The 13,607-nt window shown below is 43.0% G+C and carries 16 protein-coding genes and 1 tRNA gene; 13 read left to right on the forward strand and 4 right to left on the reverse strand.

What is annotated here, in order from left to right:
* The first annotated feature begins 233 nt into the window (after window positions 1-233).
* The 7 genes from BN3456_RS02320 (at window position 234) to BN3456_RS02350 (ending at window position 4,637) form a co-directional block, all read left to right on the forward strand.
* Window positions 234-1,019 carry a shikimate kinase gene (locus tag BN3456_RS02320; protein WP_089982533.1) on the forward strand — a complete coding sequence of 262 codons (786 nt, stop codon included), beginning with the start codon at window positions 234-236 and terminating at the stop codon, window positions 1,017-1,019.
* On the forward strand, window positions 1,019-1,513 hold the full coding sequence (locus BN3456_RS02325) for a YqeG family HAD IIIA-type phosphatase (RefSeq protein ID WP_089982535.1): 495 nt from the start codon (window positions 1,019-1,021) through the stop codon (window positions 1,511-1,513). Before BN3456_RS02320 ends, BN3456_RS02325 begins: the two co-directional genes overlap by 1 nt.
* A 100-nt stretch (window positions 1,514-1,613) precedes the next feature.
* Complete coding sequence (gene efp, locus BN3456_RS02330; RefSeq protein WP_089982537.1) at window positions 1,614-2,171, forward strand: elongation factor P; 558 nt, start codon at window positions 1,614-1,616, stop codon at window positions 2,169-2,171.
* 189 nt (window positions 2,172-2,360) lie between these two features.
* Window positions 2,361-3,323 carry a DUF5688 family protein gene (locus tag BN3456_RS02335; RefSeq protein ID WP_089982538.1) on the forward strand — a complete coding sequence of 321 codons (963 nt, stop codon included), beginning with the start codon at window positions 2,361-2,363 and terminating at the stop codon, window positions 3,321-3,323.
* 84 nt (window positions 3,324-3,407) lie between these two features.
* A tRNA-Arg gene (locus BN3456_RS02340) sits at window positions 3,408-3,479 on the forward strand.
* A gap of 125 nt (window positions 3,480-3,604) precedes the next feature.
* Window positions 3,605-4,312: an AzlC family ABC transporter permease gene (locus tag BN3456_RS02345; RefSeq protein WP_089982540.1), complete on the forward strand. Its 708-nt coding sequence runs from the start codon at window positions 3,605-3,607 to the stop codon at window positions 4,310-4,312.
* Entirely contained in the window at window positions 4,302-4,637 is a 336-nt protein-coding gene (locus BN3456_RS02350) for a branched-chain amino acid transporter permease (protein WP_089982541.1), read from the forward strand. The genes BN3456_RS02345 and BN3456_RS02350 overlap by 11 nt, the downstream gene beginning before the upstream one ends.
* Here BN3456_RS02350 and BN3456_RS02355 read toward each other — a convergent pair.
* The 3 genes from BN3456_RS02355 to BN3456_RS02365 are packed head-to-tail and all read right to left on the reverse strand — an operon-like array spanning window position 4,630 to window position 6,496.
* Complete coding sequence (locus tag BN3456_RS02355) at window positions 4,630-5,433, reverse strand: hypothetical protein (RefSeq protein WP_089982543.1); 804 nt, start codon at window positions 5,431-5,433, stop codon at window positions 4,630-4,632. The genes BN3456_RS02350 and BN3456_RS02355 overlap by 8 nt on opposite strands.
* Complete coding sequence (locus tag BN3456_RS02360) at window positions 5,427-6,125, reverse strand: ABC transporter ATP-binding protein (protein ID WP_089982544.1); 699 nt, start codon at window positions 6,123-6,125, stop codon at window positions 5,427-5,429. Before BN3456_RS02360 ends, BN3456_RS02355 begins: the two co-directional genes overlap by 7 nt.
* Window positions 6,122-6,496 carry a GntR family transcriptional regulator gene (locus BN3456_RS02365; RefSeq protein WP_089982546.1) on the reverse strand — a complete coding sequence of 125 codons (375 nt, stop codon included), beginning with the start codon at window positions 6,494-6,496 and terminating at the stop codon, window positions 6,122-6,124. Before BN3456_RS02365 ends, BN3456_RS02360 begins: the two co-directional genes overlap by 4 nt.
* A 430-nt stretch (window positions 6,497-6,926) precedes the next feature.
* Here BN3456_RS02365 and BN3456_RS02370 point away from each other — a divergent pair, with 430 nt between their 5' ends.
* From BN3456_RS02370 to BN3456_RS02380, 3 genes are read left to right on the forward strand one after another with little or no spacing between them, the layout of a single operon-like run.
* A complete protein-coding gene (locus BN3456_RS02370; RefSeq protein WP_089982547.1) occupies window positions 6,927-7,340 on the forward strand; it encodes an ABC transporter substrate-binding protein in 414 nt (137 codons plus the stop codon).
* 14 nt (window positions 7,341-7,354) lie between these two features.
* Window positions 7,355-8,131: a FecCD family ABC transporter permease gene (locus tag BN3456_RS02375; RefSeq protein ID WP_089982549.1), complete on the forward strand. Its 777-nt coding sequence runs from the start codon at window positions 7,355-7,357 to the stop codon at window positions 8,129-8,131.
* A complete protein-coding gene (locus BN3456_RS02380; RefSeq protein WP_089982550.1) occupies window positions 8,128-8,451 on the forward strand; it encodes a hypothetical protein in 324 nt (107 codons plus the stop codon). Before BN3456_RS02375 ends, BN3456_RS02380 begins: the two co-directional genes overlap by 4 nt.
* A gap of 91 nt (window positions 8,452-8,542) precedes the next feature.
* Here the strand turns inward: BN3456_RS02380 and BN3456_RS02385 are convergent, their stop codons facing one another.
* Window positions 8,543-9,448: a deoxyribonuclease IV gene (locus BN3456_RS02385; protein ID WP_089982552.1), complete on the reverse strand. Its 906-nt coding sequence runs from the start codon at window positions 9,446-9,448 to the stop codon at window positions 8,543-8,545.
* Between the two features lie 95 nt (window positions 9,449-9,543).
* Here BN3456_RS02385 and argS point away from each other — a divergent pair, with 95 nt between their 5' ends.
* Genes argS through BN3456_RS02400 form a run of 3 tightly spaced genes read left to right on the forward strand, consistent with a single transcriptional unit; the run spans window position 9,544 to window position 13,416 of the window.
* On the forward strand, window positions 9,544-11,310 hold the full coding sequence (gene argS / locus BN3456_RS02390) for an arginine--tRNA ligase (RefSeq protein ID WP_089982554.1): 1,767 nt from the start codon (window positions 9,544-9,546) through the stop codon (window positions 11,308-11,310).
* Window positions 11,311-11,318: 8 nt separating this feature from the next.
* Window positions 11,319-12,491, forward strand: a complete 1,173-nt coding sequence (locus tag BN3456_RS02395; protein WP_089982555.1) for an alanyl-tRNA editing protein — start codon at window positions 11,319-11,321, stop codon at window positions 12,489-12,491.
* Window positions 12,484-13,416 carry a CPBP family intramembrane glutamic endopeptidase gene (locus BN3456_RS02400; RefSeq protein WP_089982557.1) on the forward strand — a complete coding sequence of 311 codons (933 nt, stop codon included), beginning with the start codon at window positions 12,484-12,486 and terminating at the stop codon, window positions 13,414-13,416. Before BN3456_RS02395 ends, BN3456_RS02400 begins: the two co-directional genes overlap by 8 nt.
* Window positions 13,417-13,607 lie beyond the last annotated feature (191 nt).

The raw sequence follows: 13,607 nt of genomic DNA on the forward strand, positions 1-13,607 counted from the left end.
AAAGGTCAGAATATGATTATTTCGAAAACGTATCGCAAATATTCGAAGGATAAAGAACCGATGGTTAACTTTGAGATAAGTTTACACCATCGGTTCTTTTATTACAAGATAGCCTGTGAACAGTAACCAATATAATTCTCAGAAATAAAATATTTGATTACATAACTTGCCCTTACAGGGGAAAATTGTTATACTATGATGACATGAGGATTTAAAAGGATGGAAAGTATAAGATGAATGACTTGGAGATGTATCGTGAGCAGCTTGCGCTGTGTGATGATAAGATTATAGATGCCCTGATGGAACGCAATGCGGCTGCAGAGAAGATTATGGTTTATAAAGAGTCGCATGGCATGCCAATTTTTCAGCCTCTGCAGGAAGAAAAGCAGGTTAGAAGGCTGAAGGAAAAGCTTGAAGGCAATAAATATCAGGAGGAAATTCATGATGTATTCAAGCGGATTCTGTATGTCAGCAAGCGAATTCAGGCTAAAAAGTTGTTTCCTTATAATATTATTTTAATCGGTTTCATGGGTGCCGGGAAATCAACCGTTTCAGATTACCTTAGCGCCATGTTTTCCATGAAGATCGCAGAGATGGATCAGATAATTGCCGAGAGAGAAGGGATGAGTATCCCGGATATTTTTGCTACATATGGGGAAGCTTATTTCAGGGCGAAGGAGACGGAGCTTCTGATTGAGCTGCAGTCACAGAAGAATACAATTATTTCATGCGGAGGCGGTGCTGCTCTCCGGGAAGAGAATGTTACAGAGATGAAGAAAAAAGGCCGCGTTGTTCTGCTCACAGCAAGTCCCGAGACGGTATATGAGCGTGTGAAAGACGACCAGGAACGGCCGGTTCTTCAGGGCAATAACAATGTGGAATATATTACTAAACTGATGGAAAAGCGGCGTAAAAAGTATGAGGCGGCAGCAGATATTGTAATCCAGACAGATGATAAGGATGTTTTGCAGATTTGCGAGGAACTGATTACTAAATTGCTGGAAATGGATACAGAATAATGTTTGAAAGATTTTTTCCGGATGACTATCAGACGTCAGCATATGTCATCCCATATGAAAAGCTATACGAAGAAGGATACAGAGGGGTTGTGTTTGATATTGACAACACCCTTGTTCCCCATGGAGCACCGGCAGACGACCGGGCCAGAAAGCTGTTTGTCAGGTTAAGGGAAATTGGGTTTTCCTCTTGTCTTTTGTCTAACAATCAAGAACCTCGTGTCAAAATGTTTAATAAAAAGATTCAGACCAACTATATTTGCGATGCTCATAAACCCTCTGTGAAAAACTACAAAAAGGCTATGGATATTATGGGGACAGATTGTTCTAGTACTATTTTTGTCGGCGACCAGCTTTTTACGGATATCTGGGGTGCAAAAAGGAGTGGCATCAGGAATATTCTTGTGAAGCCAATTCATCCAAAGGAGGAGATTCAGATTGTACTAAAACGCAGCCTTGAGAAAATAGTCTTGCATTTCTACAGAATGAAGTGCTAGTCTGAGCAAAAAAAGGTTGAAAAATGTGTAAAATTATTATAAAATTATAAACAGTGTAAAAAGGCAAGTGCGTAGACAGCACAATTGAAGGAGGATTATAATGATCTCAGCAGGAGAATTTAGGAATGGTATAACCGTAGAAATTGACGGTAATGTTTATCAGATTTTGGAATTTCAGCATGTAAAGCCAGGTAAAGGTGCGGCGTTCGTAAGAACAAAGTTAAAAAATATAATCAGCGGCGGTGTTGTAGAGAAGACTTTCAGGCCAACAGAAAAGTTCCCGAAGGCGCACATTGACAGAAAGGACATGCAGTATCTTTATCGTGACGGCGTTCTGTATAATTTTATGGACGTTGATACCTATGATCAGATTGCACTGGATGAAGAGGTTGTCGGCAATGCACTAAAGTTTGTAAAAGAGAACGAGACAGTTAAAATCTGTTCTTACAACGGAAATGTATTTTCAGTAGAACCCCCGCTGTTTGTCGAGCTGACTATCACAGAGACAGAGCCGGGATTTAAGGGTGATACAGCACAGGGGGCCACAAAGCCGGCTACAGTAGAAACCGGGGCAGTTGTCATGGTTCCATTGTTTGTAAATGAAGGCGATGTATTAAAGATTGATACAAGGACTGGAGAATATCTGTCCCGTGTATAAATGAAAGAGGGGGGCAGCCCCCCCTATCTTTGCAACAATATTTTGCGAGCTGAGGGCTTGTATTTTGAGTATAATTTATGTATAATCATTTTACCAAATATTTTCAAATCGAATGATTTTTAATCATCCGACACGGTTCGTGTCAATTTCTCAAGTTAAGATGAGTGCGCAAATGAAGAGAGGAATAGTATGGAATATCAAGATTTTTTGTGCGCTGTAGAAGAACAATTGAATAGTAAATTAAAGGAGGGGGTAAAGGCTAAGGTTTACACTGCCCAGAAAAATAACGGCAGGGAGAAAAAAGGAATTTTATTTGAGTCAAAGGAGCTGCGTGCTTCCCCGGCTGTCTATCTTGAAGGACTTTTTCACAGATTTGAGAAAGGAGAACGTCTGGATGTGCTGGTGCAGGAGATTCTAGCTTTTTATGAATCGATAGAGGGAAGAGAATCCTGGGACTATCACTATTTTCAGGAATATGACAAGATTAAGGACAAGGTGGTATTCAAGCTGATTCATACGAAAAAAAATGAAAGAATGCTGGAACATGTTCCATCCGTGCAAATTCTGGATTTATCTATGGTGTTTTATGTATTGTTGCAGAAGGACGAGGAGGGAACGACTACGATACAGGTCAGCAATGCTCATCTGAAGATGTGGGGAATCGATTGGGAGGAACTTTATACGAGGGCACTTAAGAATGCATCAGCGCTTCTGCCTGCCGAGTTTTTTACTATGCACCATGTAATCCGGGAAATGCTGGAGGAAGCGCCCGGAGAAACGGAGCATCTTGTAAAGGAGAGAAATGAAAGGGAAAATCTTTTGAGTCAGACGGGAAAGCAGCAGAAGGATACCATGTATGTACTGACAAATCCGGCACGGTATTGTGGAGCATCCTGTGTTCTTTACCCTCATGTACTTGAGATGATAGGTGAAATGCTGGAAGAAGATTACTTTGTTCTGCCCAGCAGCATACATGAGGTAATTATTGTGCCTACATCACACGGTCTTGACGCAGAAGAAATGGATAAGATGGTGAAGGAAATAAACGAAACACAGGTTGCTCCGGAAGAAGTGCTGAGTAACCATGCATATTTCTTTCGGAGAAAGGAAGGGCATCTGATGTTTCAGAAGCAGGAACCTTCACAAACATAGAAAAGGAACTCCGGAAACTCTTTACATTTTCCAAAATCTGTGCTAGGATTATAAAGGTTCTGTTACAGAACCTTTATAATCTATACGTCTGTAGCTCAGTGGATAGAGCAATGCCCTCCGGAGGCATGTGCGGCGGTTCGACTCCGCTCAGACGTGTATCATTTATAACTATCTGAGAGTATGACAAAGCAAAATTGTGTCTGTACTCCCAGATAGTTATATTTTTAATATCGTAAAGTCTGTGTATTGTATGTAGAAACAAAAGATGAGAGGAGAAAGTGATGTCAGGTTATAATTTAGCCTTTAAAAAGGCTTTTCCTTATACGATTCCTGTACTTACGGGGTATCTGTTCATAGGTATTGCCTTTGGTATAATGTATGCTGAAAAAGGGTATTCAATCTGGTGGGCAGTGTTGATGAGTGTTCTTGTGTATGCGGGGTCCGCCCAGTATCTGGCGGTGAATTTTTTTGTGCCGGGTATTTCTTTTGCACAGATTATTTTCATGACTCTGATGGTGAATATCCGCCATGTGTTTTATGGATTAACCTGGTTGGAAAAGTTCCATCAGATGGGAAAGAAACGCTGGTATATGGTTTTTGGACTTACCGATGAGACTTACTCTCTCTTATGCCTGACAAAAGCACCGGATGGCGTGGACGAAGATAAGTTTATGTTTGCAATCGTTCTTTTGAATCAAGTCTATTGGGTAGTGGGCTCAGCTATCGGCAGCATTTTGAAAAATGTACTGCCCTTCCATGCAGCTGGGATAGATTTTGCTATGACAGCACTGTTTGTTGTTATATTTACGGAACAGTGGCTGGACGCCAGAAATCGTATACCGGCGGCAATCGGTGTAACCTCGGCCATTCTCTGCCTGCAGGTATTCGGAAGCACAAACTTTGTATTTCCGACCATGGTTGTAAGCGTTCTGGTGTTGTTTATAGCAAAAAATCGCCTGGAAGAGGAGGTGGAAGATCATGCCGATTAATAGAATCACATCTCTGCTTATAATTTTGACGGTGGCTGCTGTAACATTTTGTACCAGAGCATTACCGTTTTTTGTGTTTCCAAAAGGAAAACCGATACCGAAGACGGTGGGATATCTGGGAAAAGTGCTTGCCCCTGCGGTAATCGGTCTGCTGGTTGTATATTGTCTGAGGGATACTTCTGTTATGTCGTGTCCTCACGGGATTCCCGAAGCCCTTGCGGTACTGACCGTTGTAGTGCTGCATGTCTGGAGACGAAATAACCTGCTAAGCATCGGGGCCGGCACAGTGCTGTATATGTTGCTGATACAGGTGGTCTTTAGGTAAGATTCAATTTTTTTGTGAAGATATAATGGGTAGCAAGGTATTCCAAAACTGTAAGAGCAAGATTAATGCCGCCGGTTAATTTGAATGTTGTGAACAGGTACTGTGTCATGTTGCTTTCTGCAGCAGCGGCATTCATGTAAGCACCGGGAAATAAATTGAACAGAATCAAAAAAACCAGTACGGCAACTTGTGTGACAGCTGTGATAATGAAATATGTAAGAATCGCACATAATACCCGGTGGCTGGGGAAAAGCTGTCCGATCGTAATACATACATATATAGTTACCGTGCCGCTAAAGGAGCTTAACAGGGTGAACGCAAGCACCAGAAATCCATAACGGTCAAGGGGCATGCCGAGAGCCTGTGTTATTTCCGGAGCTGCTTTTTCATAGGCTGCAATCACATTGGGGCCGGTCAAAAGTATAAGTAAAGAAAGTGCCATCAGCAGGATGTCAATTATGTATAAGATTGTGCCGGAAAAAAGTTTCGCCCAAAGCTGCTGCACAGGTGTAGCCGGCAATGTCCAGGACAAATACCCTTCATTTGTGAAAAGATTTTTGTAAAACCGAACGGCCAGTAAAGCTGCAACGCCCAGGCTAACTGCCGTGAATAAAAGGATATACAGACTTGCGGCCAATGCCACATAAGGTGCAATAATGGCGGAGTCAGCATTAAAATCCAGTCTTTCAAAAAACAGAAACCGGCCAAGTATACAGGCTATCAGTAAAAACCCGTGGATTGCAATAAAAATGCGATTGCCATACTTCAAATCATATTTCAATAACTTTCCTAACATTTAAATACCTCCCTGAACAGTGAATCTACAGATTGTCCTTTTGCTGTACGTATTTCATCCACCAGGGCATTTAAGACAAGCTGTCCTTTCCGGATAAAAAGAACCCGGTCCAGCATATTTTCAATGTCTGTAATCAGGTGGGTGGAAAGAAGAATAGTGGCATTCTCATTGTAATTCGTCAGTATAGTTTGAAGAATGTAATCTCTTGCTGCGGGATCCACTCCCCCGATAGGCTCATCCAGTATGAAAAGTTCTGCATCACGGCTCATGACAAGTACAAGCTGCACTTTTTCCCTGGTTCCTTTTGAGAGTGTGCGCAGCCGTGCGCGGGGATCAATATCCAGATCACTGAGCATGGCTTTGGCATGTGCTGCATTGAAGTTCTCATAAAAGTCTGAGAAGTAGGAAAGGATTTCTTTTACTCTCATGTGTTCGTTCAGGCAGCTCCTCTCCGGAAGGTAAGACACTATTTTTTTCGTATCGGCTCCTGGCGGCACGCCGTTAATCAGGACTTGTCCGTCCTTGGGTACCAACAGGCCGTTTATGAGCTTGATCAAAGTGGTTTTCCCACTTCCGTTAGGACCCAGAAGCCCTACAATCTGTCCTCTTTCCAGAGTCAGATTCAGGTTGGAAAGTGCAAAAAAGCCGCTGTATTTTTTAGTTAAACTCTGACATTCCAGAATGGGTTTCATTTTGCTGTGCCTCCTTTAAGCGTTTTCTGAACTAATTCTAGGACTTCTTCTTTGCTGTATCCCAGGAGAGTCATTTTTTCAAAAAACTGACGGATGTGTTCGGATGCCAGTTCTTGTTTTATCTTCTTTAACATGGTCTTATCCTCCGTGATAAATCTTCCACTGGTCCGCTGTGAATATACTAATCCACTGCGCTCCAGTTCAGATAAAGCTTTCTGCATGGTGTTCGGATTGACCGAGGCTTCAAGGGCCAGCTCCCTAACGGAGGGGAGTTTGTCACCGGGGCTGTACGCGCCGGCTATAATATCCTGCTGGATACGTTCCATTAATTGCAGGTAAATTGGGCGGTTATTATCTAAATCCCAGGGCATCTAAGCCGCCTCCTTTTCTATGGTATGTGTAAAAACATTATTCCCGCGAGCAACGAGCCAAGTGGAAATGCCTGCATTTCCATTTGGCGACTACTGCGAGGGTCCAATACTCCGCAGCTTGCTGCGCTACAAGTTTGATGCCCCGTCAGCTTGCTGGGGGGTATTGGACTGTATTATCTGTATAATACAAAAATACAATAAGAGGAAGCGGATGTCAAGTTGCTCCTAATATTTTTTTCGGATGTATTGAAACAAAATATACCGTGTGATACAATGACTTATAGATTTTATCGATTAGGGGGAAATGCAGTGAAAAAGAAAATATTGGCAGTAATGTTATCGTTGACTATGGTTGCATCTCTTGGGGCAGGCTGTGGGCAAAGGACGAAGGAATCAAAAGAGACAACAAAAGTGACTGATCTCTACGTCAATGCTACTGGCGTTGGGGGAGGGAGATAAAATCGCGGGCAGGGAGACAAAGGATCTAAATGCAGCCGCTGATCTGACGGGTACCGGCTGGGCAGATATTTCTTACGAGCAGTTGATTGCTTATAACCCGGATATGATTGTACTGATTTCAGATGCAGACTATTCGGTGGAGGATGTTTTAAACGATGGACAATTAGCAGGAATAAAAGCAGTACAAAATGGTGCAGTGTATCAGATGCCAAAGGGGTATGAAGCGTGGGATTCACCTGTACCAGCAACGATTCTTGGAAGCCTCTGGCTTGCAGCCGTTATTGTACCGGATGCCTATTCCCAGGACGATTTTGTTAAAGAAGCAGAGACCTTCTATAAAGAATTTTACGGAATTGCAATCGATACAACACAGTTGACACAGTAGAAAAAGAGGAAGATGTGAAGGCAAAAGAAAAGATAATATTTGTTGTATCATGGGCGGTACTGGTCTGCATGTTTTTAATTTCCATCTGTCTCGGGAAATATAGAATCACAGTAGGACAGATTGCGGATATCTGTTTTGGCAGACGAGTACCGGATATGGTATATAATGTTTTCATTAACCTGAGGCTGCCCAGAACTATTATGGCTGTGTTGTCGGGAATCAGCCTTGGGGTGGCCAGTGGAATCTACCAGATGATTTTCAAAAATCCTCTGGCAGCACCGGACTTGATTGGTGTTTCGGCGGGTGCCAATGCAGGTGCAGCGTTTCTTATTGTTTTCTTCCATGTAAATGTACTGATTGCTGCAATGGGCTCGTTTGTTGGCGGACTCATTGCAGTTTTTGTGGTAATCGGGATATCCGGACTGGTAAAGTACAGAACTTCGGCAACCTATGTTATGGTGGGAATTGCGGTTAAGGCATTGTCAGATGCATTTATTATGTCTATGAAATACCTGGCAGATCCAGAAAAAGAACTGGCATCAATTGATTACTGGGCTATGGGAAGTCTTGCTAACATTACCCCGGATAAGCTGAAGGTAACAATACCGCTTTTTCTTTTTGCCTGTATGGTTTTATGGATGATGAAATGGCAGGTGAATATGCTGGTACTTGATGATGATGAGGCTAGGAGTCTGGGAGTGCGTGTACATGAAGTAAGAATTGTTATTCTGGTGGCGGTTACACTGCTGGTGGCGTCGACTAACTGGGGATACCCGGACCGGAATTTGTGACAGCCTCAAAAGTGTATCTGGAAGCAGAAGATAAACCTAAGAGCCGGGAGAATGTGTTGGAACTACTGCGCGAGATTGAGAAGGGAACACTGATCGGAAGAGTAGTTGCTTCCCGCACAGAAGGAATCGCAGGACTATATCCGGAGAAAGTAAAGTTGAAAACTATGCTTGACAAGAAAGCCGTAGATGAAGAAGATTTATATAAGATAGAGTTGAATCATTTTACGGGAATAAAAGATAATATAGAAGACAAAAGATTACTCTACGATGAAATTTTTGTATTAGAAAATCTGGGTATCTGTATTTTCACCTCTTTATGAACAGAAAAACAAACACCAAGGAATGAAAACACAGATACCGGAATTCATAAAAGTTATGTATCGTTATTTCCAATCAACAAACTAAGTGATACTATCTGCCGTCTACGATTTCTTCCAGCAAGTGTTTATTAAAATGTCCACTTTTAAGCATCTCAATCTCGTATTTATACGGGGCATGTGACTTTTTCGGATTTACGACAGAGAAAACGTAAGGAGTTTCCAGAATTTTGGGGATGCCCTCAAAATCCTTGTGATGTACGATAGCGTTTAAGGCATCAAATCCAATTTCACCAAAACCAATATTTGCATGTCTGTCTTTTGCTGCCCCAGGCACATTTTTACTATCATTAATGTGCAATACAGCAATTTGTTCCCTGCCGAGTATCCTGTCAAATTCTTCGATCACATCATCAAACCTGTGTATAATATCATACCCGCTGTCACTTGTATGGCAAGTGTCAAAGCAGACCCGCAGCTTGTCATTGTATTTAACTCCATCGTAGATGCGGGCCAGCTCCTCGAAAGATCTGCCGATTTCAGAGCCTTTTCCCGCCATGGTTTCCAGGGCCACGAAGCAGCCTGTGTCCCTTGTGAGCACCTCGTTTAATCCCATGATAATCTGTGCCGTCCCAATATCTACACCAGCCCCCACATGTGCGCCGGGGTGGAGAACCAGGATATGGCTTCTGCAGGCAACCGTGCGTTTTATCTCTTTATCCAGGAATTGAACGGCCAGTTCAAATGTTTCCGGCTTTACGGAATTTCCCAGATTAATAATGTAAGGAGCATGTACAATGAATTCTTCAATGCCATGTTCTTTCATATATTCCCATGCAGGCTCTATATTTAATTCGCTGATTTCTTTCCGGCGTGTATTCTGTGGTGCACCGGTGTAGATCATAAAGGTGTTTTCTCCATATGATACGGCCTCTTTAGCAGAGCCCAGGAGCATTTCTCTACCCCTCATTCCAACGTGTGATCCTATTTTTAGTTTCATGCATAAACTTCCTTTCTCATAATACTTGCCCTTACTGATTATACATGATAAAATAGCCAAATGGAACAAATTTAGAACGGAGTGTGGAATAAGAAGTGAAGACATTACTGGAAGTTATTACCATAGAGATGCAGAAGGCATTTGAAAGTGCCGGGGTGGATGCATCATTTGCCAAAGTAACATTGTCAAACAGGCCGGATTTATGTGAATATCAGTGTAACGGTGCCATGGCGGCCGCAAAGACTTACAAAAAGGCACCCATACAGATAGCAAATGCTGTGGTGGAAAAGCTGCAGAGCTGTGAATATTTTTCAGAAGCGGTGGCTGTGCAACCGGGATTTATAAACATGAAGGCGGCACCTTCATTTGTGGCAAAATACCTGAATCAGATGGCAGTATCTGAAAATTTAGGGTCAGAGAAGGAAGAAAAACCAAAGACAATCATAATAGATTACGGCGGGCCTAATGTGGCGAAGCCTCTACACGTAGGACACCTCCGTTCGGCAATCATCGGGGAGAGTGTCAAGCGGACAGCCCGGTTTAAGGGCAACAAAGTGATTAGTGATATCCACATGGGAGACTGGGGATACCAGATGGGGCTTATTATTACAGAATTGGAGAGAAGGCAGCCAAAGCTTCCTTATTTTGATGAGAATTATAAGGGAGAGTACCCAAAAGAAGCACCCTTTACGATAGGGGAGCTGGAAGAAATCTATCCCACGGCAAGTGCTTATGCAAAAGAACACGATGAATACCGGGAAAAGGCTCTTCATGCCACATATCTGCTGCAGAACGGTCACCGGGGTTATCGTGCACTCTGGGGACATATTATGAAGGTATCTGTGGCGGACCTGAAAAAGAATTATGAGCAGCTCAACGTGGAGTTTGATTTATGGAAAGGCGAGTCTGATGTCCAGAAATATATTCCTGGTATGGTAGAGAGGCTCAAGGACACCCACTATGCCCACTATGATGAGGGTGCGCTTGTTGTGGATGTACAGGAGAAAGGCGACAAAAAAGAAGTCCCCCCCTGTATGATTTTGAAGTCGGACGGCGCCGCTTTGTATGACACAACAGATTTGGCGACACTTCTCGAGCGTGAGGAACTGTACAAACCTGATGAGATAATCTATGTGGTTGATAAGCGTCAGGAACTGCATTTTGTGCAGGTGTTCAGATGTGCAAAAAAAACTGAAATTGCAGGTCAGGGTACAGATTTAAAATTCCTTGGTTTCGGTACCATGAACGGAAAAGACGGCAAGCCTTTTAAGACAAGAGAAGGCGGCGTTATGCGACTGGAGAATCTGATTCGGGACATCGTTGAAGAAATGTATCAAAAGATTATGGACAACCGGACAGTATCTGAGGAAGAGGCGCTGCACACAGCAAGGATTGTAGGTCTGGCTGCCCTCAAATATGGGGACCTGTCAAATCAGGCTTCCAAAGATTATGTATTTGATGTTGACCGGTTTACTTCTTTTGAAGGAAATACAGGGCCGTATATTTTATATACCATCGTCCGCATCAAGTCTATATTGAATAAATATAAGGAAATGCACGGCACACTGGATGGGCTTGCCATCCAGGAGCCTTCGGATGGTTTTGAAAAGACATTAATGCTGGAGGCTGTAAAGTTTAATGATGTCATAGAGACAGTGTATGAGGAGAGCGCTCCCCACAAGAACTGTGCATATATTTATGACCTGGCCAATGCTTTCAACAAGTTTTATCATGAGACGAAGATCCTTACAGAGGAAGATGAGACGAAGCAGTCAGGGTATATTGCACTTTTGAAGCTGGTAAAGGAGATTTTGGAAACCTGTATTGATTTGCTTGGTTTTGAGGCACCGGAAAGGATGTAATCAGCAGCATGACAGTAAGATTATTTTATGAAGACAGCCATATGACTGAATTTGAGGCCCGGGTAGAGTTATGCATAAAAAAGGGAGAACATTTTGAGGTAGTCCTTGACAGGACTGCCTTTTTTCCGGAGGGCGGCGGGCAGTACGCAGATACCGGCTTTCTCGGAGATATACAGGTGACAGATGTTCAGGAAAGAGACGGCGTGATTTATCACATAACAGGAGAAAGTCTGAAAGAAGGACAGGACGTCACTGGGAAGATAGACTGGGAGCTGCGTTTTATGAAAATGCAGCAGCATACCGGCGAGCATATAGTATCTGGGCTGGTGCACAGCAGATTTGGCTGGAACAATGTGGGCTTTCATTTAGGAAATGAAGACAGCACTATGGACTTTGACGGGGAGATAACAAAGGAACAACTCCGTGAGATTGAAAATGCTGCAAACGGGGCTGTTGTTAAAAATCTGGAAATTCTGACTACGTATCCGACGGATAAAGAATTAAAAACGTTGGAATACCGGAGCAAGATTGAGATTGAAGGGCAGGTCAGAATCGTAACAATTCCCGGGTATGATGCATGTGCGTGCTGTGCGCCCCATGCAAAAAGAACCGGAGAAGTCGGGCTTATAAAGCTTACGAATATACAGCGGTACAAAGGGGGGGTCAGGGTGACAATGCTTTGTGGTTTCAGAGCTCTTGCAGACTATAATGACAAAGAAGAGCAGGTAAAAAACATCTCTGCAATGTTGTGCGCTAAAGAAGGGGAGGTTTTCCGGGCTGCAGAGCATCTGAAAGAAGATAAGAACCGGCTGAAAGCTCAATTGGCAGATACACGGAGAAAATTACTGGAGTATAGGGCAGGAGAGGTTCCAGCAGAAGAAGGCTTTGTCTGCCTTTTTGAGGAGGATCTGGAGGGAGATGAGCCAAGACTTCTCATGAATCAGGTGCTGGCAAAGGGGAAATCGGGATGTGCTGTATTTGCAAAAAAGGGCGATACAGGTTTTCGGTATGTGATCGGCGGGAGGAACATGGATGTACGTCCCCTTGCGAAAGGGCTAAACGAACAGTTTAGGGGCCGGGGCGGCGGAAAACGAGAAATGGTACAGGGTTCTTTAAGTGGTACCGAAGATAAGATAAGAGCGTGGGTACAAAAGAAGACGGAGGAGACAGATAATGAATAAAAATCCGAACTCAAAACGATTTTGGAGGCTGGCCGGTCCCATTCTTTTGTATTGGGCCATAGATTTTTTTGCCAAGTTTGTGATTGAAATGATAGTTCTTGCGCCCTATATGGGGGAGATTATGAGTAAAAGTCTCACTGCAGAAAGTATGACCCAGCAAGAAATTATGGAGCTGGCCCTGAAAAGTGGAGAGAAGGCTATGGAGATTGTACAGAGGTACCAGGTTGAGATTCTGGGAATTGCGGCTTTGGTTACAATACCTCTGACTTTGACTTTGTTTTTGAAGGACAGGAAGCGGGAAAAGCTTCTGCAGCTGCCCTTAAACAAAAAAGCCGGTGTTGCAAGCTACCCACTTGTTATTGTGCTTGGCGGGGCGGTCTGCATTGGCATGAGCTGTCTTTCAATTATGACAAATCTTGCCTTTATAAGCGACGGATACCAGACAGCTACAGATACTTTTTATTCTGCAGAGATTCCGGCACAGATTGTGGTCCTGGGAATCATTATTCCTCTGGCAGAGGAGCTGATGTTCCGCGGAATATTATACAGAAGATATCGGGAAAAACAAACTTTATTAAGGGCAGCATTATATTCAACACTGCTGTTTAGTATTACACACGGCAATATAGTACAGTTTTTATACAGTTTTCTGCTGGGAATGATTCTCGCCTACGTATATGAAAAATACGGTTCCTTTAAGGCACCGGCGGCCCTTCATATTACAGCCAACATTGTATCGCTGACTTTGACAAATACCGGGGGATTTGCCTGGCTTGCAGTACAGCCGGTAAGAATGGCGGCTGCCACCGTGGCCAGTGCATTTATCGGTTCAGTCATGTTTGTATTGATTCAGAAGATTGATGAAAAACCGGAAGACATGAAGCCTGCCGACAAAAATGAAATAACACCGGATATGTTCCGATGATGCAAAAAGGGCAGTTCCCACTGAAAAAGGGGCTGTCCCTTTTGAGCCCATAAACTGACAATTAACAAAGATTCACTTAAATGTCTAATTATCTGACAATTCCACATAAATTTTTTATTTACAAATGAAAAAAAATATAGTATAGTAGGAAAAAATAAAAAACAACATGCAAAAGCTGTTTAGGAAAGGAC

Source organism: Clostridium sp. C105KSO13 (genome assembly GCF_001517425.1).
GTDB lineage: Bacteria > Bacillota > Clostridia > Lachnospirales > Lachnospiraceae > Muricomes.

Coding starts and splice junctions, on each gene's coding strand:
- BN3456_RS02320 (WP_089982533.1), top strand. CDS start 234: ATGAATGACTTGGAGATGTATCGTGAGCAGCTTGCGCTGTGTGATGAT.
- BN3456_RS02325 (WP_089982535.1), top strand. CDS start 1,019: ATGTTTGAAAGATTTTTTCCGGATGACTATCAGACGTCAGCATATGTC.
- efp (WP_089982537.1), top strand. CDS start 1,614: ATGATCTCAGCAGGAGAATTTAGGAATGGTATAACCGTAGAAATTGAC.
- BN3456_RS02335 (WP_089982538.1), top strand. CDS start 2,361: ATGGAATATCAAGATTTTTTGTGCGCTGTAGAAGAACAATTGAATAGT.
- BN3456_RS02345 (WP_089982540.1), top strand. CDS start 3,605: ATGTCAGGTTATAATTTAGCCTTTAAAAAGGCTTTTCCTTATACGATT.
- BN3456_RS02350 (WP_089982541.1), top strand. CDS start 4,302: ATGCCGATTAATAGAATCACATCTCTGCTTATAATTTTGACGGTGGCT.
- BN3456_RS02355 (WP_089982543.1), bottom strand. CDS start 5,433: ATGTTAGGAAAGTTATTGAAATATGATTTGAAGTATGGCAATCGCATT.
- BN3456_RS02360 (WP_089982544.1), bottom strand. CDS start 6,125: ATGAAACCCATTCTGGAATGTCAGAGTTTAACTAAAAAATACAGCGGC.
- BN3456_RS02365 (WP_089982546.1), bottom strand. CDS start 6,496: ATGCCCTGGGATTTAGATAATAACCGCCCAATTTACCTGCAATTAATG.
- BN3456_RS02370 (WP_089982547.1), top strand. CDS start 6,927: ATGCTACTGGCGTTGGGGGAGGGAGATAAAATCGCGGGCAGGGAGACA.
- BN3456_RS02385 (WP_089982552.1), bottom strand. CDS start 9,448: ATGAAACTAAAAATAGGATCACACGTTGGAATGAGGGGTAGAGAAATG.
- BN3456_RS02395 (WP_089982555.1), top strand. CDS start 11,319: ATGACAGTAAGATTATTTTATGAAGACAGCCATATGACTGAATTTGAG.
- BN3456_RS02400 (WP_089982557.1), top strand. CDS start 12,484: ATGAATAAAAATCCGAACTCAAAACGATTTTGGAGGCTGGCCGGTCCC.